The organism is Leucothrix mucor DSM 2157, assembly GCF_000419525.1.
In the GTDB taxonomy this organism is placed as follows: domain Bacteria; phylum Pseudomonadota; class Gammaproteobacteria; order Thiotrichales; family Thiotrichaceae; genus Leucothrix; species Leucothrix mucor.
Map to the genome: position 1 here is coordinate 763,753 of NZ_ATTE01000001.1, position 22,192 is coordinate 785,944.

21 protein-coding genes are annotated in these 22,192 nt (G+C 47.6%); 9 read left to right on the forward strand and 12 right to left on the reverse strand.

Annotated features, from left to right (window positions below):
- The first annotated feature begins 47 nt into the window (after nucleotides 1-47).
- The 9 genes from cas6 (LEUMU_RS0103385) (at nucleotide 48) to LEUMU_RS0103425 (ending at nucleotide 11,525) form a co-directional block, all read left to right on the forward strand.
- A complete protein-coding gene (gene cas6, locus LEUMU_RS0103385; RefSeq protein WP_022950865.1) occupies nucleotides 48-974 on the forward strand; it encodes a CRISPR system precrRNA processing endoribonuclease RAMP protein Cas6 in 927 nt (308 codons plus the stop codon).
- 127 nt (nucleotides 975-1,101) lie between these two features.
- Nucleotides 1,102-2,460: a Cas10/Cmr2 second palm domain-containing protein gene (locus tag LEUMU_RS0103390; RefSeq protein WP_157474246.1), complete on the forward strand. Its 1,359-nt coding sequence runs from the start codon at nucleotides 1,102-1,104 to the stop codon at nucleotides 2,458-2,460.
- Nucleotides 2,453-4,249 carry an RAMP superfamily CRISPR-associated protein gene (locus LEUMU_RS0103395; RefSeq protein WP_022950867.1) on the forward strand — a complete coding sequence of 599 codons (1,797 nt, stop codon included), beginning with the start codon at nucleotides 2,453-2,455 and terminating at the stop codon, nucleotides 4,247-4,249. The genes LEUMU_RS0103390 and LEUMU_RS0103395 overlap by 8 nt, the downstream gene beginning before the upstream one ends.
- Nucleotides 4,242-5,729 (forward strand): RAMP superfamily CRISPR-associated protein, encoded by a 1,488-nt coding sequence (locus LEUMU_RS0103400; RefSeq protein ID WP_022950868.1) that lies wholly within the window; start codon nucleotides 4,242-4,244, stop codon nucleotides 5,727-5,729. The genes LEUMU_RS0103395 and LEUMU_RS0103400 overlap by 8 nt, the downstream gene beginning before the upstream one ends.
- The gene (locus tag LEUMU_RS0103405; RefSeq protein WP_022950869.1) at nucleotides 5,726-8,137 is read left to right on the forward strand and encodes a TIGR03986 family type III CRISPR-associated RAMP protein; all 2,412 of its coding nucleotides are present in this window, start codon (nucleotides 5,726-5,728) and stop codon (nucleotides 8,135-8,137) included. The genes LEUMU_RS0103400 and LEUMU_RS0103405 overlap by 4 nt, the downstream gene beginning before the upstream one ends.
- A 15-nt stretch (nucleotides 8,138-8,152) precedes the next feature.
- Complete coding sequence (locus LEUMU_RS0103410; RefSeq protein ID WP_022950870.1) at nucleotides 8,153-8,995, forward strand: S-4TM family putative pore-forming effector; 843 nt, start codon at nucleotides 8,153-8,155, stop codon at nucleotides 8,993-8,995.
- Between the two features lie 273 nt (nucleotides 8,996-9,268).
- Nucleotides 9,269-9,724 carry a CRISPR system precrRNA processing endoribonuclease RAMP protein Cas6 gene (gene cas6 / locus LEUMU_RS24445; protein ID WP_022950871.1) on the forward strand — a complete coding sequence of 152 codons (456 nt, stop codon included), beginning with the start codon at nucleotides 9,269-9,271 and terminating at the stop codon, nucleotides 9,722-9,724.
- Nucleotides 9,725-9,796: 72 nt separating this feature from the next.
- Complete coding sequence (locus LEUMU_RS0103420; protein WP_022950872.1) at nucleotides 9,797-10,246, forward strand: LexA family protein; 450 nt, start codon at nucleotides 9,797-9,799, stop codon at nucleotides 10,244-10,246.
- Nucleotides 10,227-11,525, forward strand: a complete 1,299-nt coding sequence (locus LEUMU_RS0103425; RefSeq protein WP_022950873.1) for a Y-family DNA polymerase — start codon at nucleotides 10,227-10,229, stop codon at nucleotides 11,523-11,525. The genes LEUMU_RS0103420 and LEUMU_RS0103425 overlap by 20 nt, the downstream gene beginning before the upstream one ends.
- Before the next feature lie 38 nt (nucleotides 11,526-11,563).
- On the opposite strand, the gene LEUMU_RS0103430 is transcribed toward LEUMU_RS0103425, so the two are convergent.
- The 12 genes from LEUMU_RS0103430 to LEUMU_RS0103485 all read right to left on the reverse strand — a co-directional run bounded on the left by LEUMU_RS0103430 (nucleotide 11,564) and on the right by LEUMU_RS0103485 (nucleotide 22,087).
- The gene (locus tag LEUMU_RS0103430; protein WP_022950874.1) at nucleotides 11,564-12,751 is read right to left on the reverse strand and encodes a GGDEF domain-containing protein; all 1,188 of its coding nucleotides are present in this window, start codon (nucleotides 12,749-12,751) and stop codon (nucleotides 11,564-11,566) included.
- A gap of 8 nt (nucleotides 12,752-12,759) precedes the next feature.
- Nucleotides 12,760-13,911, reverse strand: coding sequence for a GGDEF domain-containing protein (locus LEUMU_RS0103435; protein ID WP_169446353.1), 1,152 nt, complete (start codon nucleotides 13,909-13,911; stop codon nucleotides 12,760-12,762).
- Nucleotides 13,912-14,140: 229 nt separating this feature from the next.
- Nucleotides 14,141-14,713 carry an NnrU family protein gene (locus LEUMU_RS0103440; protein WP_022950876.1) on the reverse strand — a complete coding sequence of 191 codons (573 nt, stop codon included), beginning with the start codon at nucleotides 14,711-14,713 and terminating at the stop codon, nucleotides 14,141-14,143.
- A gap of 21 nt (nucleotides 14,714-14,734) precedes the next feature.
- Nucleotides 14,735-16,435: a Na(+)/H(+) antiporter subunit D gene (locus LEUMU_RS0103445; protein ID WP_022950877.1), complete on the reverse strand. Its 1,701-nt coding sequence runs from the start codon at nucleotides 16,433-16,435 to the stop codon at nucleotides 14,735-14,737.
- Nucleotides 16,425-16,691 (reverse strand): hypothetical protein, encoded by a 267-nt coding sequence (locus tag LEUMU_RS0103450; protein ID WP_022950878.1) that lies wholly within the window; start codon nucleotides 16,689-16,691, stop codon nucleotides 16,425-16,427. The genes LEUMU_RS0103445 and LEUMU_RS0103450 overlap by 11 nt, the downstream gene beginning before the upstream one ends.
- Nucleotides 16,688-18,160 (reverse strand): monovalent cation/H+ antiporter subunit D family protein, encoded by a 1,473-nt coding sequence (locus tag LEUMU_RS0103455; RefSeq protein WP_022950879.1) that lies wholly within the window; start codon nucleotides 18,158-18,160, stop codon nucleotides 16,688-16,690. Before LEUMU_RS0103455 ends, LEUMU_RS0103450 begins: the two co-directional genes overlap by 4 nt.
- Nucleotides 18,157-19,641: a monovalent cation/H+ antiporter subunit D family protein gene (locus tag LEUMU_RS0103460; protein ID WP_022950880.1), complete on the reverse strand. Its 1,485-nt coding sequence runs from the start codon at nucleotides 19,639-19,641 to the stop codon at nucleotides 18,157-18,159. Before LEUMU_RS0103460 ends, LEUMU_RS0103455 begins: the two co-directional genes overlap by 4 nt.
- Nucleotides 19,638-20,009 (reverse strand): cation:proton antiporter subunit C, encoded by a 372-nt coding sequence (locus tag LEUMU_RS0103465; protein WP_022950881.1) that lies wholly within the window; start codon nucleotides 20,007-20,009, stop codon nucleotides 19,638-19,640. Before LEUMU_RS0103465 ends, LEUMU_RS0103460 begins: the two co-directional genes overlap by 4 nt.
- The gene (locus LEUMU_RS24450) at nucleotides 20,006-20,983 is read right to left on the reverse strand and encodes a DUF4040 domain-containing protein (protein WP_022950882.1); all 978 of its coding nucleotides are present in this window, start codon (nucleotides 20,981-20,983) and stop codon (nucleotides 20,006-20,008) included. The genes LEUMU_RS0103465 and LEUMU_RS24450 overlap by 4 nt, the downstream gene beginning before the upstream one ends.
- Entirely contained in the window at nucleotides 20,980-21,321 is a 342-nt protein-coding gene (gene mnhG, locus LEUMU_RS0103475; protein WP_022950883.1) for a monovalent cation/H(+) antiporter subunit G, read from the reverse strand. Before mnhG ends, LEUMU_RS24450 begins: the two co-directional genes overlap by 4 nt.
- A gap of 5 nt (nucleotides 21,322-21,326) precedes the next feature.
- Nucleotides 21,327-21,602: an MrpF/PhaF family protein gene (locus tag LEUMU_RS0103480; RefSeq protein WP_022950884.1), complete on the reverse strand. Its 276-nt coding sequence runs from the start codon at nucleotides 21,600-21,602 to the stop codon at nucleotides 21,327-21,329.
- The gene (locus LEUMU_RS0103485; RefSeq protein WP_022950885.1) at nucleotides 21,599-22,087 is read right to left on the reverse strand and encodes a Na+/H+ antiporter subunit E; all 489 of its coding nucleotides are present in this window, start codon (nucleotides 22,085-22,087) and stop codon (nucleotides 21,599-21,601) included. Before LEUMU_RS0103485 ends, LEUMU_RS0103480 begins: the two co-directional genes overlap by 4 nt.
- Between the last annotated feature and the right edge of the window lie 105 nt (nucleotides 22,088-22,192).

Sequence of the window (22,192 nt, forward strand, 5' to 3'; positions counted from 1 at the left end):
AAAAATTAAGATACTATCGGGTTGATATCTCATTTTGAGTAACATCAATGCAGTCACCACTCCTCGATTTACCCTTTTCCGAATACCGATTTCTTTTTCAGGCTGATGAGAAAATCAGTTTTCCTGAATACACGGGCTCCATGTGGCGAGGCGCATTCGGTCATGCCTTAATGGAGCTTGCGTGCTGTGGTTCAAAGCCACACCTTCCATGGTGCCCATACAGCCAGCTATTCGAAGCAGAGCAACATAACTTTGTTGATAACGAGCTAACTCTTACCTATAAAACACTCCCTGTTCCCTATGTATTTAAGGTACAGCGACAGCCAGCTAGAGAGGCCTCAAAAGGTGATTGGTTTTCAGTTGATCTATTGTTAATTGCTCAGGCTAATCAGCATCTGGTATTGGTGATTGATGCCATGCAACGTATAGCTAAAGTCGGGATCGGCAAGGGCAAAGGTCGGGCTCAGCTTAAAGAGGTTGTTCAGCAAAATGCATTTGGAAATCAAAGCTTAATTTATGCAGATGGGCTGCATTTTAAACCCGATTGCTTAACCACGATTCCAGTGGTCACTCCCAGTACTGCGGCACGCATACATATTGAGACACCTCTGAATATTAGAAATGATGAAAAAGAGTTCTCTACCGAGCGTTTTCTCATGGGCGTTGTCCGGCGGATTTCATTGCTACAACGCATTTATGGCAATACGCTGGCAGATGTGGACTATGTCTGGCTAAAGCATCAATCAGCCTTGGTTGAAAGTAAGGCGAGTGTTTGGGTCGATGGGTGGAAAAAGCACTCTTCCCGGCAAGGAGCTTATCAGCCTGTACGTGGCTGGATGGGGGACGTGTTTTTGCAGGGTGAGGCCTTACAGAGCTTTTGGCCATATTTGTATCTTGGGCAATGGGTACATACCGGAAAGATGACAAATATCGGACTAGGGCGGTATCAGTTACAACGTGTAACAGTCAGCTAATCGTACTAAAAATATATACATGGAGGTTGGAGTGCCACAAAATTACTTGTTGCGCGCTGAAGGCGTTAATTTAAGCGCTGTGCTTGAGGATACGAATCAGCTTAGTGTTATCCGGGGGAGTAGTCTCATGCTGAGCGACTCCGTGAAATGCTTATTGCCTCATTTGAGTGCACGGTTTAAAGATATCTTGTTTTCAGAAATATCCCGCGATGCTTCCGCAGTCATTATCAAATTCAGCTCGCTTGAGACAATCGCTACCTTGGTTGTGAAGGAAGCGATTCAATTCTTTTGTGATCAGTATAAAGATTTTACGTATGTAGTTGACTCTATAAGTGCGACGGATGATTTTATTGAGGATCAGCATCGGCTACTGGCAAAGAATCGTCTACGGCAACTACAACAACCAACGCTCGCTGTACCAGAGTGGAATACGACTAATACGACTGTGGCCGTGTGTGAGGTCGATGGTATTCGACCAAGTGGTTCTAATAAAATTACCGGTAGCACGATTACTTCAGATTCTGTTTTCAGGCGCTTTAGCGTTGGTAGAGATAAGCGGTCTGCATTTTACAAAGATGAATTAGGTGATGTGGTTGACTTCGACACCCTGATGTTTACCAGTGATCTGCAAGCATTGGCGAAAAGCCATCAGCATGGAAATCTGAATAATAAAATTGCAGTCATTTATTGGGATGGTAATGGCTTTGGGTCGATGCAATCACGGCTGGTAAAAACAGCAGAAGAAAAAACAGCCTTTGATGATGAGATTACTCAAAAGCATCGTGCTTTTCTGAAACAGCAGATTTTGGACTCACTTAAAAATAAAGATTATCTGACTCATAACGGAGAGCTGCGTTTAGAGACTTTGCTGTGGGGAGGGGATGAGATTTTAATGGTGGTTCCGGCCTGCTGTGGCTTTGATACCTTGTTACGGTTTTATCAAGCGATTGAAAACTGGACGTATCGAGGCGAAAAAATGACTTATTCGTGCGGTCTGGTTTTCTCTCAGGCCAATACGCCAATTTATCGGCTGACTAAATTAGCCAAAGATTTAGCAGAAACGAATAAACAAGACCCACAGTTAAAAACTCATAACCGACTAGATTATCTGGTGCTGGAATCAATGGATTTTCCATCTGAGCCATTGGATGTGCTTCGCCAACGCCAGTACCAACTAGTCGCTGAGAGCCGTCAAAACTTACAACCTCTGGATGCGACAGGTTTGTCAACGCTCGCTCATGCACTGATCGAGTCCGATTTTCCAAAGAGCAAGCTTGTCGAGCTTGTAAAAACGTATGTTGCAGACGGAGAGGAGGCGGCTCAAGTTGTTGAAAACCGGATTGCACATGTTATTGGGGAGGCGCAAATGACAAGAGTGACGCGGCATATTGCACAACTTTTCCAGCAGGATGACCCTTTCTGGAACTGGCTGCACTTGGCTGAGTTATGGGACTACTTGCTACCTTGGGGAGATCGCAATGACTAAGCCAGTAAATGATTATAGGTTTGAAGTCGTTCTGACGCTGCGTTCTCCGGTTATGTCTGCTGGCGTGGATGCGGCTTCCTTAGGTATTGATGCGAGTCCTCTGCTAACTGATAAAGCAGGGCAGCGATATCCCATACTACCAGGTAGTTTGATTAAGGGGAACTTAAAACACAGCTGGAAAAAATTGTGCGAGATCAGCTCATCCGGTTCTTGGATGAGTGATCAGCAAATTCAGTATTGGCTGGGTAGTGAAGCCGATCAAAAAAACAATGCTCCATCCCGCGCAAAACTGAGAGAGTCAGATCAGTGGATTGCTGAGATTCCGGCTATGGCAGGGCAGACGCGTTACCGGATTAAGCTTGAGGAAGAGACCGGTAAGGTGGAGCGTGGTGCACTTCAGCAAATTGAAATTCCTCATCCGGTTGGTAAAGAAGTCAATTATGTCGGCTGGTTTGAATGTACCTGTACCGAAACTGTCGCACAGCAGTTATATGGATACCTTAAGCAGGGATTAGCGTTTGTGCCTTCACTGGGTGCATTCAAAGGTATCGGCTTTGGCGTGATAAAAAAGGTAGAAATTACGCCACCTCAGTTGGTGGAACATCGCCATCAGATCACTGACTGTGGTGGTGATGTATTTGGTATGAGTTTAATGCTGGATCGTCCTCTTTCGCTCAATCATGCACTGAACCAAGTGGGTAATCGCTTTGAGCCAATCGACTTTATTCCGGGTGCTGCAATCAAAGGAGCCATTGCTAGCCGTATCGCTCAATTTGATGATCAATCACGATGGCCAAGCTTGTTGGGCCAACTTGATAAGATTCGATTTACTCACGCTAAAACAGAGTTAAGACGAGAGGTAACGCGCAGGAGTGTTCCTGTGCCTATGAATCTGTACGTTCACAAGCAGCAAGCAGTGGTCAGCGCGGGGCTTATCACACCGGAAGTATCGTTGCCTGAGAGTGGTCATATTGCCTTTCAGCCGGATTGGAAAAGCACAGAATGGAGCGCAGTGAATAATCTGTTTCAAAGCGATTTTGAACAGCCACCGGTTCACACGTTGCGAGTTAGGACAGCTATAAAAGAAGGTGCGGGTATTGCTGATGATGGGCGGCTTTTTTCAAGTGAGGTGATTGAGGCTGATCAGCACCAATGGCTGTGTGATGTCAGCCTCACTGCCGTGCCTGGTATGGAAAGGGATCAAGTCCGGCGAGAGTTAATCGATCTATTGAGCTACGGCATTAATAGCTTGGGCAAACTGGATGCCTGCACTGTTGATATTCGATTGAAGGCTGGGCGTTGGCCAACTACGATTCCTGAGAGTCCTGTTAATAAGACGCGGGTGTGCTTATTGCTCATGAGCGATGCAAGGCTGTTTCCCGATAAGGGTTTAGATCTGAGTGGAACTAACGGTGGGGACGAATTACATCGCTATTATTTTGAGTGTTGGAGTTCTCTCTCTGGCGGATTGTTAGAGCTGGATGAGTTTTATGCCCGTCAGAAACTAGTGGGCGGCGAGTATTATCGCAGACGTTTTAAGCAGTTGGAGAAAGCGTATAACCCATGGTTGGTTACTGCCGCTGGTAGCATTTTCTATTTTCAAACATCTGATGTTGATGCCTGTGCGAAGTTGTTGGAGACGTGGGGACACTCAGGGGTGAGAGTCCTGCCAGAGCTTTCAGATAAGTGGGATGAAAACCCAATGGTACCTGCCAATGGTTACGGTGAAATATCGGTTAATCCTATTTTTGATACTCAGGCAATAGAGGAGGCACTGAACCATGGTTGAGCAAGTGAACTATCAACGACTACGGATACATGCTGATTTAACCTTGATATCGGAACTCCACGTGGGAAGTGGAAAGAGCGCTGAAATTGGCGAACGCACTAGTGATAGAAACGGAGAGACTAGTACAGCGCTGTACGACGCTATTTGTTTGGATGATCAACAGAAACCTTATTTGCCGGGTAGTACTTTGAGGGGTGTTTTACGCGGTTTGGCGCTTTCATGCATTGATGACTCTGATTGGGTAAACCAACTCTTCGGGCAACAGCAAAGCTCTGACAACGCAGGTTGCCGATTGCGTGTGCATGATGCATTTATTCAATCGATGCCTGAGACTAAAAACTACTCCAATAGCCGGATGACTGAGTCTGACAAGCATCTACCTTCCCGTATTGCTCACGGTATTGCGATTGATCCTGTTCGGCAAGTGGTTGATGAGCACAAGCTATTTCAATTTGAAGTGATTCCGGAGGGCACGGTTTTCAGTGTGATCGTTGAAGGGGATGATCTTGACCGAAATACAGTGCTGTTATTGTGCCAACTGTTAAAGCACTGGCAAAAGCAACGTGTTGCGATGGGGCGAAACCATTTAAAAGGCAATGGGCTTGTTGAGTGTCTAACTACCCGCATAGAGGTAGCTGATCAACATAGTATCAATGCTTGGTTGGCAGGGGAGGCAGATGATTTCTATAAAGAGTGGGTTGTTCCTTCTGAAGTAGATTCTTTTGCGCCTCGTTATCAGGCGGCTCTCTCATACCAGTTTGAGAGTATCGGTATGATGTTGGTGAATGACCCAGATAGAGTTAAGAAAAAGAGTGATGATCATACTCCACAGCAGGTTTTTGCTCAGCTGGAAAATGGGCAAGCAGTCGTGCCGGGTAAAGCGATTAAAGGATTGCTTCGATCACATGCCCGTAAAATCATGGCGACGCTGCTGGTTAATAAGGGAGTCTCTTTAAAGGAAGCTAGTAACGTGGCTGATCAGGCTTTGAATAGCGTGTTTGGTTCAAGCGAAGAAGCTTCCATGTTGAGCTTTACAAATGCACTTTCTGCCTCGAAATCACCGCGAGTAAAAAAACAAGCCTTTATCGCAGTTGATCGTTTTACGGGAGGAGTTAAAGAGGGTGCTTTGTTTCATGTAGAGGGGACTTTGAATGAAGCTTTTACAGGCGATATTGTTTTTATAGATAGAACCAAGTCAGGATCTGGAAAGGATGACGTGACTAAAAACTGGTGGAAGGGCCTACTCAGCTATGTAGTTCGAGACATGATGGAAGGTGATGGTTATCTGGGATGGGGGAAGAACCGTGGCTATGGTCGATTTAAGCTTTCTCAATTCACGGTCAATGGCAAGACAATCCAGTGCTGGGAGGAGGTAACAACCCTAGCTCCGGAAGCCGAATTGAAACACTGGCTAGCAGCACTCCAACATTTCATTGAGCAGCAAGTTGAAGCAAATATTAAAGGGAGGAAGATGTCATGACTACTTTTTATCACCCCTATCAGTTCATTCCTGCAACGGGGAAAATCAATAATAAATCGTCTGCAAGAACCAGCTTTCAAGCGGTTAAAGAAGGTCGCTCGCCTGTTCGTCATGACTTATGGTATCCCGGTGGTTTATCTGGTGAGATTGTTTGCAGGTTAAGCACTGTCTCACCCATTTTTGTTGGAGCACAACATGATGGTGTCAGCTCTGAGACAGTCGCGAAGACAGTGCCGCATTTCAAGTTGCCAGTGAATGGGAAGGATTATCCTGCGATACCGGCGAACAGTCTGCGGGGAATGATTTCTCAATGCATTGAAACACTCAGTCAATCTACATTGAGGGTTTTGGAAGATAAGACATTATCAGTGCGCAAGTCGATGCCTAAGAAGGGCGCTGCTCAGGAGGATAATGACTTGCTGTATGGTTTAGGCTTAATCAGAGAAATGCCTGCTACAGAGCACGACGATTCAGGGTTTGGTGTACTGCCTTTGGCCGTAAGCACTGAGCTTGAAATGGGTGATGGAAATGATGGGGCAGCAGGCGTTAGTTGTAACAAGAAGTTGCCATGGATGAGTCTGTTTAACGGGCGTAAATTAGGTGACTGTTTGCCAGTTTATGTCGATGGTTATAATGAAAAAAATGGTCTTACCGATACATTGTATGTTTATAAACCAGAAGCTTATCCCAGTCCTAATCCAGAGACATTTTACTATGCAAAGCTCAGTGACACGCTAAAGCAAGTTCGGGTAGGCGATAAGTTTAACTGGACGAATGAAATGAGGCAGTCTGTTCATCCTGTTGGGAAACGCTTGTTAGCTCAGAAGCATTATGGTTTTTTGTCGGGCACTGAGTATCAGGCCTTGGCTGAAGATCAAAAAAGGCTCTATACCCGTGGTGTAATGCGTGTGCTTGATATGGATAAGTATAAATCTGAGATTCCGTACACTAAAAACAAAGAGTTATTTCTTCCATTTCCTGAGTACTTGGAAGAGGAGACTTCATTACTACCAATCCCTAAAAGCGTTTCAGATACTTTTAATGCGTTAGCTGCTGAATCTGCCGCGCGAGGGAAAGATAAAGATTTGCCAGTGAGACTTAAAGGGTATGACGATGCTGGTTTGGCAGAAAACAGATTGTTTTATTTTGCCTGTGATTGTGAAGTTTTAAAGCCTGACCCTGTAGAAGAGCCTCAAGAGTCAAAAACAGCACCTCCCGGAGGATTGCTAAGTATGATTCAGTCTAGAATTAAGAATCATGAATCTGCTGAGCCCGAAGAGGAGCCAGAAGAGCAAAGAGTTTATACGGTATCCGAGATCAGTATGACAGCGCTCTGGCGTAAGCGTATTCCAGAAAGTTTGTACGCATTTTTCAATAATCATTCTGAGCGTGCGCACCTTACACCTTGGCGTGATGAGGAGCAGCAAGTTAGGCCGCGTGATTTAACACCTGCGGAAACGTTACTAGGCTTTGTGAGTGACGGCACACTAGAAGGGAGCAAAGTTGCTAGTGCGTTGGCTTCCAGAGTTCGGTTCTCAGATGGATTACTGACAAATGCTGATCAAGAGCCTGATTACTACAGGTCGAAGAAAGATTGTGTATTAAAGATTTTAGACTCACCTAAACCGCCATCACCGAGTATGTATTTCAGTGACATAGATGATGAAGGTAGGTTTATCAGTAAAACGGCTTTAACCCCGGAAAAACATAGAGCCAATGGGTTTAAGTATTACCTGCATCATCCAAAGGCTTGCCAACAAAATTCAATTCATACTCCATGGGAAACGGCGAATGCTAAAGATCGCTTGAAGCAAAAAGTTAACATCCGACCTGTAAGGCAGGGAATAGATTTTAGCTTCACTGTTTCATTTGAAAATCTGGATAATGCTGAACTTGAATTACTATTGACTGGCTTGAGTCCGGGTCCAAACACGACTCACCATCTTGGAATGGGTAAGCCTCTTGGCTTAGGTAGTGCCAGTATTGATGTGGCAGGTGTTTATTTTATTGATAGATCTCATCGTTATGAGACGGATAATTTATTTGCACCACGATTCCATAAGGGTTGGGTGAGCTCACAGGACAACCCGGTTAACCAAAGTATCAACGCGAACTTCATTCGACAAACCGCTGAAGTTATTCCTTTGGAAGATGCGCTTGAGAATCAGAAAAACTCAGATCACGATAAGCTGATTGACCGAGTTACTCATCAACTATTAAGTATATTGATGCAGACTGACGCTGTCCCGCATGACTCGGCGATTCATTATCCATTGACTGAGGGTCAGGAAGAAGAATCAGAGGGTTTTAACTGGTTTGTGAAAAATGACAAAGTTACTGAAAAAAAGCAAATGCTAGGTACTGTAACCAGTGATGGAATACCTGTTTTAACGAGACATTCTGATTAAAAGGAATAGAAGATAATGAATGATGGAATAACAGTGCTTGCTAAGCAGAATGAAGCAGAGAGTTTAGAGCTTCTGGCAGCCATGCGGCAAAACTATATTTATCAAAAACGGGTGCTGGCTTTACTGTTTATCCTAAATATTGTTGTGGTGATTGTTCTTGCTGTACTGGCTTCATTGCTAAGTAGTCAGATTTTTAATGAGTGGGTGGCTGTTTATGGTGTGTTTTTAACGTTTATAGATGTGGTCATTCTTACGCCTCGAATGAAGGGTTTTGGTGTGAGGGCAGCCGCCATACAGGAACTTTTTGATTGCTATGTGCTGGGACTATCAAAGCATATTGTTAAGCAGCCGGACTGTGTCGATCGGTATGATATTTCGACAGCGGCAAAGGCTTATAAAGAAGTGCCTGAAGCTCCATTGAGGGGGTGGTATAGTGAGGTAACAGCAGAAATGACAGCTTCTGAAGCGGTTTATAATGCTCAGCTTATGAATGTTTGGTGGGATAAAAAGCAAAAAGAAATCTTCCAAAAGTGGGCGATTATTGTCTTGGTCGTGCTGAGCTTTATTGTGCTACTAACCGCCTATATGCAGGACTTGGGTTTCAGAAGTTTGTTGGCGTATGTGATGCCTCTGATTCTGCCAGCTGTAATCTTTTGGTATAATTTTCATTCTGGCTTGGCTGGTGATATCACCCGGTTGCAGAAGTTAGAAGCATTGGTTAGCGGGAGTAGTGCCAACTCTTATGGTAGTGATAAGGCAAGACAAATTCAGGATGCTATCTACGAACATCGTAGGTCTAACACGCCTGTTTTTGACTGGATCTTTAAGCGGCTTCGTCCTGCATTTGAAAAAGCCTGAAATGATCCAACTTAATGCTGATTCGAGGCTTGTTTAGGGTGAGAGTGAAGGCAAAGTTATGTAGCTGTTTAGGAATAATATTCAGTGAAAACCAGACAAAAAAACACTAAGTGCTATATATCTCTTTTGATATATATGACAGAGGCTTGTAAGTTTCTGAAAGCAGGGGTATTTTGGGAAGTGGCAGGGTCTGGATGGTTACCTGATAAATAAGGTATTAAGACTGAGTCCAGCTGTCCTGTTTCCGTAGACCGCCGTCTGGATGGTTACCTGATGAATAAGATAGTAAGACATCATACAGGCCTCATCCCTTTGTTCTCACGCCCGCAGGGTGAAGTGCGTTTGGAGTTTTCAACGCCACTTCGCATGCGCCTGAAAAACCGCGAAGTGACCGCGGCCAGCTTTGATTTTTATGCCTTGCTGAGTGTGCTAATGCGGCGTATTTCGATATTGCAGCAGTTTCATACCGATCAGCCATTGGACTTGGACTTTAAGGCGTTATCAGCACAGGCGCGAACGGTTGGTCTATTGTGCAATGCGCTGTTCTGGCAGGATTGGACGCGTTACTCCTCACGCCAGAAAACGCCAGTAAAAATGGGCGGGTTAATGGGTGAGGTGGTGTTGGATGGCAAGGCCTTGCAGGATTTCTGGCCGCTGTTATGGCTTGGTCAGTATGTCCATGCAGGCAAAGGCACATCAATGGGCTTGGGTGCTTATCAACTCAGTTGAGTTTAATGAGTTCTCTTTTTGTTTCATAGTTTGCTATATTGATAGCGGGGCTAATGAAACAAAAGGTGATCTATGACTGCCATCAATCCAACAATAAGCAGCAATCAAGCGCTGACACTACACGACAATCCAAGCATTTTGGCGGTGCCGTTATACGCCAGTCGCATTTCTGCGGGCTTTGCATCGCCTGCCGATGATCATTTAGAAAACAAGCTGGATCTCAATCAATTGCTGGTGCCCAGGCCTTCAGCCACCTTTATGCTCAAAGTCGCGGGGGATTCGATGATTGGCGCGGGCATTTACGATGGGGATCTGTTGATTGTCGATCGTTCAGAAACGGCGGTAAATGGCTCCATTGTGATTGCGGTGGTGCATGGGGATTTGACGGTTAAGCGCCTAAAGCAGGATGCCACCGGCTTGTGGCTAATGCCTGAAAACCCAAAATACCAGCCGATTGCCATTGGTGAAAACAGCGACTTTCTGATCTGGGGATGTGTCACGCATGCCATACACAACTTCTGAAACGCCCACGCGCTTTGCGATTGTCGATTGCAATAATTTCTATGCCAGCTGTGAGCGCTTATTTCGGCCGGAGCTGGTTGGCAAGCCGGTGGTGGTGTTATCCAATAATGATGGCTGCATTATCGCCCGTAGCAATGAGGCGAAGGCCTTAGGCATTCCCATGGGTGCGGCTTATTTCAAATCCAAACCGTTGCTTAAACAGCACGATGTCGCGGTCTTTTCATCCAACTATGCCTTATATGGTGACTTGTCGCAGCGGGTGATGGATGTGTTGTCGCGCTTTGCACCGCGCATTGAGGTGTATTCTATTGATGAGGCGTTTCTGGACTTTGAGGGCTTTGATGAGTGGGATTTAAACCGCTATGGCCATGAGATTTGCCGCACGGTTCAGCAGTGGACGGGGATTCCGGTCTCCATTGGCTTTGGCTCTACTAAAACGCTGGCCAAGTTGGCGAATCGGGTTTCGAAAAAGCAGGCGGACTTGAATGGCGTGTTTAACTTTGCCGATGCGCAAGATCAGGACGCGGTGCTCTCTCAAGTCGCGGTCGGGGAGGTTTGGGGAGTAGGCAGGCGCTGGGCGCAGAAGTTAGAGCAGCAGGGAATCTATACGGCCTTGGACCTTAAGCGTTGCGATGCTGGCATGATTAGAAAGCGCTTTAATGTGGTGCTGGCGCGTACGGTGCAGGAGCTACAGAGCGTGTCTTGTATTGAGCTGGAGGAAGTCCGTGCCGATCGCCAACAGGTGTTGTGTTCACGTTCGTTTGGGGTGCGGGTGACTGAGTTTCAGGATATGCGTTCAGCGATCACGCATTTTGTGACCCGAGCCGCTGAAAAGCTACGTGCACAGTCCTTGTTAGCCAGTGCGATTAGTGTGCACCTCAGTACTAGCCCTTTCGATGAGCGCGGTGAGTTTTACAGCAATGCGGCGACCCAGCGATTGACCACTCCCTGCGACGCGACTCACGAATTAACTGCTGTCGCGCAAGAGTTGCTAAAGCGTATTTATGTGTCTGGTCATAGTTATCAGCGGGCAGGAGTGCTGTTAATGAATTTGGTCTCGCCGCGTTTTGCGCAAGCGGATTTATTTGCAGAGACGGCGCAAGCTCAGCACTCGGCGGCACTAATGAAAACGCTGGATGCGATCAATTCTAAAATGGGAAAAGGAGCATTGAGGTTTGCAGGGGAAGGGGTTGACGAGAAAGCCGGTTGGCGTATGAAGCAGCAATTACGTTCACCCCGATATACCACGCAGTATTCGGAGTTAAGGGTTGTTCGGTAGTTTAAAATCAGTAATGAGACAAGGTTGTCATTTTTTGCTTAACGAGCAAGCTCTAATTCAACCTCAGATTTACTCTTATTTGAAGCGGCCAACTCAGCGCATAAGGCTCTGGCGCGAGTCGATGCTTCCGTGCCACTCCAGCGTACAGTACTTTGTTGGTTTTGTTTGGCGGCATACATAGCAACGTCGACTTGCTCCATTAGCATGGCAGGGCAGTAAGCAGCTCCTGAGGCGGGTGCTGCGCCCGCGCTAAGTTTCAGCTGGATGAGTTCATGGCCAATGGGGTAGGGCGTCTCTAGTTGTTTCAGCAGCTTCTGGTGCAAGCGTTCGATGCTGTGCTTATCGGTTGCATCACAAATCCATAAAAACTCATCACCACCGATACGGCCAACGAGGTTGGTGCTGTCTGGGTCTTTAAGTGCAATTTTAAATTGCTTGGCTAGGTGAGCAAGCAGCAGGTCGCCAGCATGGTGGCCGTATGTATCATTCACGCGTTTAAATTTGTTCAAATCAAAAGAGATCAAGCTGAAGTCTTGCTGCTTTTGGCAGTAGTTATTGATCGTATGCATGGTGAAGTCACGGCTGGCGAGGCCAGTGAGCGAGTCATGTTTTAACAGATGTTGGTTGCTCTGGTATTCGTTCCAAAGAATTCTGATCAGGAAGCCAAGATACACAACAAAGCCAGTTACAAAAACACCCAGTACGAACAGGGCGTCCAGTAATTTTCCAGAGGTAAAGTGCGAGTAAGCGGTATCGTCATCCATAATGCTTTTGGAAACAAAGTGGGTGAAGTTAGACGATGAGTCTAAAATATCGTCCAGCCATGAATGCAGGAAAGCCGCGTTGGGCTCATCGCTTTTGATGGTGCTATCAGCTAGCTTGAACAGATCAAATACGGCTTCTACCGCCTCTAAGTCGGTAGTCGTTTCCATCAGGCTTTTGTTGTATAGCAAGACAGGGAAGCGACTCCAGGTCAGGTCGTATTGTTGCCTGAGTGCTTTGAGCGAGGTGTGACCATTCAGAAACGTTTCACCGGCGTAGAGTATATGACCGATTTCTTTGTTGAGCTGTACGATTTGCCACATCACTTCACGCTCAGCGCGTTCGGTGTCGCCATAGGTTTTGATTAAGTTCTGGACGCTTAACGAGATGCACACAAGTAACAATGGAGCCGTGAGAATCATCGAAATGAGCTTTAATCGTTTTATCAGGTATCGCTGTGCCATGGTATAAATTATCCACTCACGAACTTCATGAATGGTGTCTCCAAATCAGATTTATTATTGTTATTTTGTGTGTTGTTATTACGGTGGTTCTTGCTACCCGTTTGGCACCAGTTGATGCCAGACAACTTTTGTTGCTTAGCTTCGTACATCGCGGCGTCAATCTGCTCTAGCAGGCGGTTAAGATTAAAATCATAATCTGCCGCCAAGCCACCCCCGGCACTTAGGTGGAGTTTGATATATTTGCGGTTCATACGATAAGGCTTTTCTAATGACTGCAAAAAGATAGCGTATTGTTTCTCGATATAGCGTCGGTCGGTATTTGGGGAAATCCAAAGAAATTCATCGCCGCCCATACGTCCGACAATATTATCGGCATCGCACAGGGCATTTTCAAATTTTGCCGCTAAGTGAATGAGTACGCTATCACCCACATGGTGACCGAAAGTGTCGTTGATCGCTTTAAACTTGTTCAGGTCGAAAGTCACAACGGTGAAGTCTTGTTTGCTCGCGATATTCTTTTCGAGTGCCTTCATGGTGAACTCGCGACTGGCTAGTCCGGTCAGAGTATCGTGCTGCATGAGGTATTGAATATTTTGATATTCCTGCCAGAGCGTACGGACCAGTAAGGCGATATAACAGAAGAAAAGCAGAATGGTGACGCCGACCCAAAGCAGGGCATTCAGAAGTGCTTCTGAGATGGCATCTGAGTAGTCACTATTATCATCGATAATGTTGTGCATGGTGTTTTTGGTGACATTGTCGGCGGCAATATTCAGCTGAGCCAACCAACTACTTACATAGTCGGGCTCGGGTGTTGGTGAGAGGATTGCTGTTTCGGCAGATCTCACCAGATCAAACATTTGAGTGATGGCCAACACTGGGGCAAGGCCTTCTTGAGCGACAATGTCACTGCCACTATTTGTCTCTTCGTTTTCTAGGTGGACGAGTGCAACCGGAATACGGCTCCATAGCACTTGATACTGAGTCTGGAATTGTTTAACCGTGCGGCTATCTTTGAGGTAAATATTGCCATCGTAGAGGGTTTTACGGGCTTCTTTGCTGATTTGTACCAAGCTCCAAATTGTCCGGCGCTCGGTACGTTCTGTTTTTTCGTAGGTAATGAGCAAGTTATTAATGGCGAGCAAAATGCTAAAGACCAATGTGGGTCCTATTAATATAACTACCAGCAATTTAATTTTGCGTATTAGTGGTACTTGCAGCAGCATTAAGAGAGATTTCCATTACAACAAAGGTCTTCATGGACTGCGATACCGCTCCCTCCCAGAGAGTAGATATTGCTTAAATCCAATGAAGGTATTTATGCTTAAGCATAGCTTTTTTTTCCTTGCTCATAACTTAACCAAGCATGAATTTTGAGCATCGGAGGGATTAACCTCCGACAAGTGGCATGCCTGCGAAATAGCGATGTGTCATAAATAACACTAAATAAGCCACGATCGTTGCCACCACTAAAATGCCTTCGCGGGCGAAGCTGGCGATTTCTGTTGGCTTTTGCCATTGGCCATCACGGCGATTAATAGCGATTTGAGAGATGATTGCCCAGACCGTCATGCCGCCAAATAAAATTAGTGATCGGATATCACCATTTGCGAACAAGTGGCCAACACTCCAGATCAGCACACCGGTAAGCATCGGGTGGCGAATGTATTGCTTAATACGAGATTTGCCCTTGGGGCTACCTGCGCCGAGCAATAAAATCGCAAACAGCATGGCGGTCATATTGAGATGACGGCCCCAAAGCGGAGCCTGATAAACCGGCTCGGGTACAGTTGCTCGCCAGCCGATCACGATTAGCAAGATGCTAAAGGCAATACAGGCTGCAAAGATGCCATCATAAGATTTACCCAGGCGCTCTTTAACGGCATTGCGTCGCTCGCTAAAGAGGCTGGGGTAAAGATGTACCACACTCCACAGTAATACACCGATAATAAGTAATGCCATGTCAGAGCTCCCTTGCTGTACTTAAGGTTTCATGAAGTAAAGGATCATTGAGGTTGCCAATAACACGGCGACCCACATAACCATACTTGCACTTGGCCAGGTGCGGCCAAGAATGCCTTGCGGCCCGTGCACATGAAACAGGTGGTCGTAGCGTCGCTGACCGAAATCGCGGATGGCTTGTAAAGCTGGCCCACCGTGAATTTTATTGTGTGCACTTAACCAACTTATCATACCCGGCACCAATTTTCGGTAAATCCAGTCAAAATCGAGGCTGACGGTCATCATCGGTTTGATCATTGGTAACAACATAAAGAAGGCCAAACCTGCAAATGCGATCAACTGCAGCTGGGTGACAATGTGGTCAGCCGTGTACGGTTTGTAATCAATCGGGTAGGGCAGAATATTGTAAATCAGTGCCGGAAATACGCCGATTAATATACACAGACCCGAGGTCAGCCACATGGCCAGTCGCATATTCCATGGTGGATCAGGCGGGCGCATGCCGGAGTCTTTCTGGAAGAATACAAACCACGGGAATTTAAGGCCCGCATATAAGAAGGTACCGGCAGAAGCGGCGATTAGCAGGAACCAGACTAAGCTTAATCCTTCATAAGCTGCAGCGCTGGTTTCCAGTGATTTGGTGACAAAGCCAGAGGTTAGCGGCACCGCAGAAATGGCCAAGGCACCGATAATGCCGTTAATGGCCGTGACTGGCATGGACTGGAATAAACCGCCTAAATCAGTACATTTGCGCTTGCCCGTCATTAGCAATACGCTGCCGGCAGACATTAGCAGTACGCCTTTGTACAGGATGTGAGCGAAGGCATGCGCGGTTGCGCCATTTAGCGCCAGCTCGCTACCAATCCCGATGGCCGTCACCATAAAGCCAACCTGACTCACGATACTGTAAGCCAGAATGCGGCGAATATCGTTTTCCAGCAGTGCGTAAACAATGCCGTAAAACACCATGTATAGGCCGATATAAATCAGAATGGTTTCACCGGGGAAGCCAACCAGCAATGCAAAGACAGCCGTTTTAGTGGTGAATGAGGATAAGAAGATCATGCCGCTTGGGCTGGCTTCAGGGTAGGCGTCGGCAATCCATGAAGACAATGGCGGCGCACCGGCATTCACTAGGAAGCCAATTAGAATAAGTATGGTGCCAAAGCTATCAGCGCGCATGGCGGTGAATTCAATGCTGCCAGTGGTCGCAACGTGGGCTGCGATTCCGGCCATTAAAATCACACCACCTAAGAGATGGATTAGCAGGTAGCGGATGCTGGCGGAATAGGCGCGTGCATTGGCATTACTGTTAGCCCATAGCACCAGCGTGGAGCCGATTGCCATGATTTCCCAGAAGACAAACAAGCTAATCAGGTCGCCCGAAAATGTGACGCCAATAGCTGAGCCGGCATACACAAAGGCAGCACTCAACTCTAACGGGCGAGCCACTTTTAGCGCATACAGCCCACCGAGCCCTGCCATAATCGCAAATACGGTGGCGAATACCTTACCGACTGGCGTCACATTCAGCAGCTGCACGGTGTGGTCTAAAAAGCCGATATTTAAGCTGGCATCCGGACTAATCGTCCAAATCAATAACAAGACAAGGGCAGGCAAACCGATCACGGCAACCGGACGCAAGCGCTCCGATAACCAAGGTAGCAGCAGGCCGCCGAATATCAGGATCAGGCCGGGTGGCAGCGCCAGACTACTCATCATAATAATCATCCTTGCGTTTTAATACATAGCCTAACAGCTTGGCGACTAGCACCATGACGGCGCAGGTGGCAAAGCCATACCACGGGTAAAAACCAGCACGTCCATCCAGATCAATGCCTTGGGCTTCAAAGCTTTTATGGTGGTGCATAAACAGTTCAGGCAATGAGACGAGTACCAACACAGCGGCTAGGATGTACCAGAGGGTGCGGCGATTCTCTTCGCGGTATAACCAGTGTTTTTGTTTTTCCGGGGTCATGGGCTGATCACTCCGACGGCTTGAGCCAGCGCTAAGGGCACGCTAGGGAACAGGAAGATAGCAATGGTGGCCGTGGCGGTAAGGCATAAGGCAACCACCATCGGCAGCGGCGCTTCTTTGTGGTCACGCTTCTGTACCGGATCTTCGCGCTTGAAGAAAGCGGCATAGATAATGGGCACAAAGTAGGCCGCATTTAACAAGGTGGATGCCATGATCACGCCAACCGCAATGTACTGCTGGGATTGGGCTGCGCCTTGCAATATGTACCACTTTGAGAGAAAGCCTGCGGTCATTGGTAGGGCAATCATGGATAGCGCGCCGATGCTAAAGGCGGTCATGGTCCAAGGCATACGCCAGCCGATGCCATTGAGCTGGCTGATATCTGTTTTCTTGCTGGCGGTGTAAATTGCACCTGCCGCAAAGAACAGGGTAATTTTACCAAAAGCGTGCGCCAGAATATGCAGCGAAGCACCAACCAATGACAGTGGCGCTAACACCATCGCACCCAATACCACATAGGATAATTGGCTAATAGTGGAGTAAGCCAAGCGGCGCTTCAGGTTATCTTGCTGTAGCGCAATCAGTGAAGCCAGTATCACGGTGAATCCTGCGATATACAGCAGCCACTCGATACCGGGTGCAGTCTGTAAAATCTCCAGCCCAAATATATAGGCAACGACTTTTACTACACTAAATACACCCGCTTTTACAACGGCGACTGCATGCAACAGGGCGCTAACCGGCGTTGGTGCCACCATAGCGGCAGGCAGCCAGCGGTGAACGGGCATCACACCCGCTTTACCAATACCGAAGAGGAATAGTGCCGCCAGTATGGTGATTAGCCCACCGCTGAGATGGCCTTCTAAGATACCGCCAGCCCTGAAGTCGGTTGTACCCGTGGCATACCAAACCCAGATAATTGCAGGCAGTAGCAGACCAATCGAGGTGCTGATTAAAATCCCTAAATACACACGTCCGGCATCACGCGCTTTAACATGTCCTGCATGTGTTACCAGTGGATAGGTGGAGAGCGTGAGCGCTTCATAAAATACGAATAAAGTCATCAGGTTACCCGCAAATGCGATTCCCATAACTGAGGAAAGCGCAATGGCAAAAAATACGTAGAAGCGGGTTTGATTGGATTCGTGGTTACCACGCATATAGCCGATTGAGTACAGCGAGTTAATTGGCCATAAGGTGGAAGCCACGCAGGCAAATAGCATCCCTAGTGGTTCAAGCTCAAACTTTAGCTCTAGCCCCGGCATTAGCTCGGTGAGGATCAGCTCCGGACGCTCGCCAGCCAATACATGCGGCAGCAAGCTCATTACGGTAATAAACAGCAGTACCGAGCCGACTAGGGTGACGCCTTCCCGGATATTGGGCCATGGGCCAGCGAGTAAGATTCCACCCATTGTGAATAGCGGAATCACTATCGCCAATAACATCAGACTCTCAGGTGTGAACATCATGGCTTTACCCCGAATAGCATTTCAGCGGCGGAGGTGGCGAGCTCAACACTGTATTCCGATTGGATACCGAAATACAGATTAGCGAAGATCAGCACCCAGGTAGGAATGAGTAAACTTAACGGTGCCTCCTTAACATTGGGCATACCCGCAGCTCGCGGCTGGAAATAAGCATGTTCAATGATGCGCCAAGTGTAAATCACCGCTAGTAAAGAAGAGATTAGGATTACGACGGTGAGTGGCCAGTAACCACGCTCCATGGTTGCCAAAATCAGATACCATTTAGAGATAAAGCCGACAGTGAGCGGTACACCAATTAGGCTTAACGCACCGATTACAAATGCGGCCATGGTGTACGGCATTTGTTTACCGAGCCCGGCGATATGCTCTAAGCGGGTTCCTCCGGCGCGGTAGGCAATTGCCCCCAGTACCAGAAACAGTCCACCTTTCATAAGAGCATGATTAAACAAGTGGAGCAGGGCAGCGGTAAGGCCGGTCACGCTGACCAGTGAAATACCCAGCAGCATATAACCGATTTGAGCAACCGAGGAATAAGCCAGCAGGCGCTTCATGCCATCCTGAAACACGGCAACCATCGAGACGAATAGAATCGCGACCAGCGCTAACGGCATTAACAGCCATTGCACCTGCATGGTTTCAAAGCTGAACTTGACCCCGAAGACGGTGAATAGGAATCGCAGCAGTGCATAGACAGCGACCTTAGTTGCGGTAGCGCCAATAAAGGCTGAGACCACTGAGGGCGCAAAGGCGTATGCGTTCGGTAGCCACAAATGCAGCGGAAACATGGCTAGCTTCAAACCAAAGCCAACCAGAATAAAGGCAAAGGCTACCTGCAGCGTTCGCGAGTCATCAATCGAGGCGATGCGATTGGTCAGATCGGTCATGTTCAGGGTGCCGGTTAAGGCATACAGGTAACCAATCCCGATTAGGATAAAGGTGGCACCGATGGTACCCATAATCAGGTATTGGAAAGAGGCGGCCAGTGCGCGCCGGTCACGTCCAAGACTGATTAAGGTGTAAGTCGATAGCGAAGAGATTTCCAGCAGTACAAACAAATTGAACGCATCGCCGGTAATGGTGATTCCCAGCAGGCCAGCCAAACACAGCAACATGGCGGTGAAGAATAGCCCGTGATGGCTCTTGGCCACTTCCTTTTGAATGCTAGTCCAGCTGTAAGGAAAGATCACCGCAGCGATACCACTCACAATCAGTAGCACATAAGCATTTAGTCGGTCGACCCGGTAGTCAATGCCCCAAGGCGGTTGGAAGCCGCCAAAAGCATAGTGCAATACATCGCCGCCGCTGGTTTGAATCACCAGCAGTATCGAAATGGCTAAACACACCCAGCTGACTAGGGTTGAAAACAACCAAGCTAGGCGGGTATGACTAATTAAATAACAAATTGGTGCAGCCAGTAATGGCAATACGACTTGCAGGGCGGGCAGGTGTCCGGTAAGCGTCATCGGGCGCGGGCCTCATCGTCTATGGTGTCCATTTCCAAAATCTCATCTTCCTGTATGGTGCCGTAGGCTTCTTTGATGCGAATCACTAAGGACAGTGCCAATGAGGTGGTGGCAATACCGACCACAATTGCGGTCAGAATCAATACGTGTGTCAGCGGGTTTGAATAGACGTCAATGCCTTCTGCAGCAATTGGTGCAGTACCTCCGGAGACTTTACCCAAGGAGATGTAAAGCATGAAGACCGAGGTTTGGAAAATGTTGAGTCCGACTATCTTTTTGATCAGATTGTTACTGGCAATCAGAATGTAAAAGCCAGCCATCATCAGAAAGATAACGACCCAGTAGTTGTAGTGACCTAAGAAATTCATGGGTTTTTGTTCCCCCGGCTGATAAAGGCAAAAAACAGCAGCATCATAACGGCAGCCACGGTGAGACCAACGCCAAACTCGATGATTAAAATACCTAAATGTTGACCTGCAACAGCGTCGGAAGCGAGGACGCTATAGTTTAAAAACACGCCGCCTTCCAGCATGGTCCAGATACCCACACCGCCATAGATTAAAACGCCGAGTGCCGCCAAGCGCTTGAGCAACACCGGTGGGACAAGGCGCATGCCATCGTATTGGCTAAAGGTGAGTGAGTACAAAATAATCGCGACCGCAAAGATAACACCGGCCTGAAAACCGCCGCCGGGCCCAAAGTCGCCATGAAATTGCACGTACAGGGCAAACAGGACAATAAATGGCACCATGAATTTCGCCATCACTTGCAGAATCGGGCGTGGAGGTGGTTCGCTGTAATTGGGTGGAATCACCTGTTCGCGAATACCGATGAGCGATAGCACGCCGATCAGCGCGGTGAACACCACAATGACTTCGCCCATAGTGTCATAACCACGGTAGCTGGCGAGTACTGAGGTCACCATATTTGGAATGCCGATCTCGGTCGGTGAGTCGATGATATAACGCGGCGCGACATGATTATGCACTGGCGCCAGTGGATCACCAACGACGGGCATATCCAAGGTGCCATAGATCAGCACAACGCCGGTGATAACGACCACAATAAGCGGCACGATGGCGCTACCTTTGGCGCGTTTTTTCTGCTCTTGACCAGTGATCCCAAGGGTTGCCAGCATCAGTACGGTAGAAATACCAGCACCCACTGCTGCCTCGGTAAAGGCCACGTCGACGGCGTCCAGAATAATAAAGATATTCGCCGATAACAGACTAAATATGCCGGAGAGCATGATAATGGCAAACAGACTGCGGATACGCACCATCGCCACGGTCGTGAACACCAGCATGGTGAGTAGAACAACGTTAATTAACTCATTGATCACGATTTATCCCCTTTAGCTTTAGACGCTGAACGGGAGGTTTTGAGCTCTGGCTTTAAGCCCGTTTCATAGGCTGAGCGGATTAGAGCATGAGTGGCTACCGGGCTGGTAAGCCATAACAGCAGTACCACAAAGACCAGTTTGACCGAGACGATGGTAAAGCCTTCCTGCAGGATTAAGCCGAGCACAATAAAGAAGACGCACAAGGTATCGGTAACACTGGCAGCGTGCAGTCGGCCGTAGAATTCTTTAAAGCGGAAAATACCCACGGCACCACTGATGCCAAGTATTGAGCCCGTCATTAGGAACACCCAGCTGAGCACATCGAGTAGTAAATTCATCGGGCTTAGTCCTCGCTTTGAGCGCTGGCGGGAGGGAAGCGCTCAACAAACTTGAGCACCGCGATAACGCCGATAAAGTTAATCAGGGCATAGACCAAGGCGATATCCAGAAACTCCGGGCGCTCAGTCATAAAGCCATAGGCTGCAATGAACAGTACGGTTTTGGTGCCAAACATATTCACGGCCAGAATCCGGTCATACACGGTTGGGCCAAGAAAGGCGCGGGCCAGTGCGATGCCCATGACGACGAGTATGGCTAAGCAGGTTACAACAAACATCATTTTGAGGGGCCTTCTAATACGTGGATTCGACGACCCATTTCACCCTCTTCAAGGCTTTCCATGGCACTTTCCAGCAATGAGTAGACAAGTACTTCATTGTTGCGTACTTCAATAGCAACGGTGCCGGGGGTCAGGGTAATGGAGTTGGCGTACATGGTGCGGGCAATGCGTGACTCTGGTTGCATTTTCAGCTGTTTGATAATCGGGCTGATGGGGTAACGCTTAGGCATCCAGATGCATTTCAGCACATCAAGATTGGACCAGATCAGTTCTTTAAACAGCCAAGGCCAGAAGGTGAATTGGCGCATTAGGATGGATAAACCTTTATCCTTAAAAGCGTAATCACGCTCCATGCGCATGGCTATCCAAGTCGCTAAGGCAACAGAAGCCGCGCCTAAGCCTAGAATCAGTGGGTTGTCCCAGAGCCCGGAGAGCAGTAACCAGAACAGTGTCAAACTAATAATCAGAAGATAACGGTATGGCATTGTCGCAACGATTCCCCTTACCACAGGCGACTGTGGTTTAACTGTAGGATGAAATGATGGATCAGATTGTAGCTTTCTATGGTAATGGATTGAGGGAAATCACAC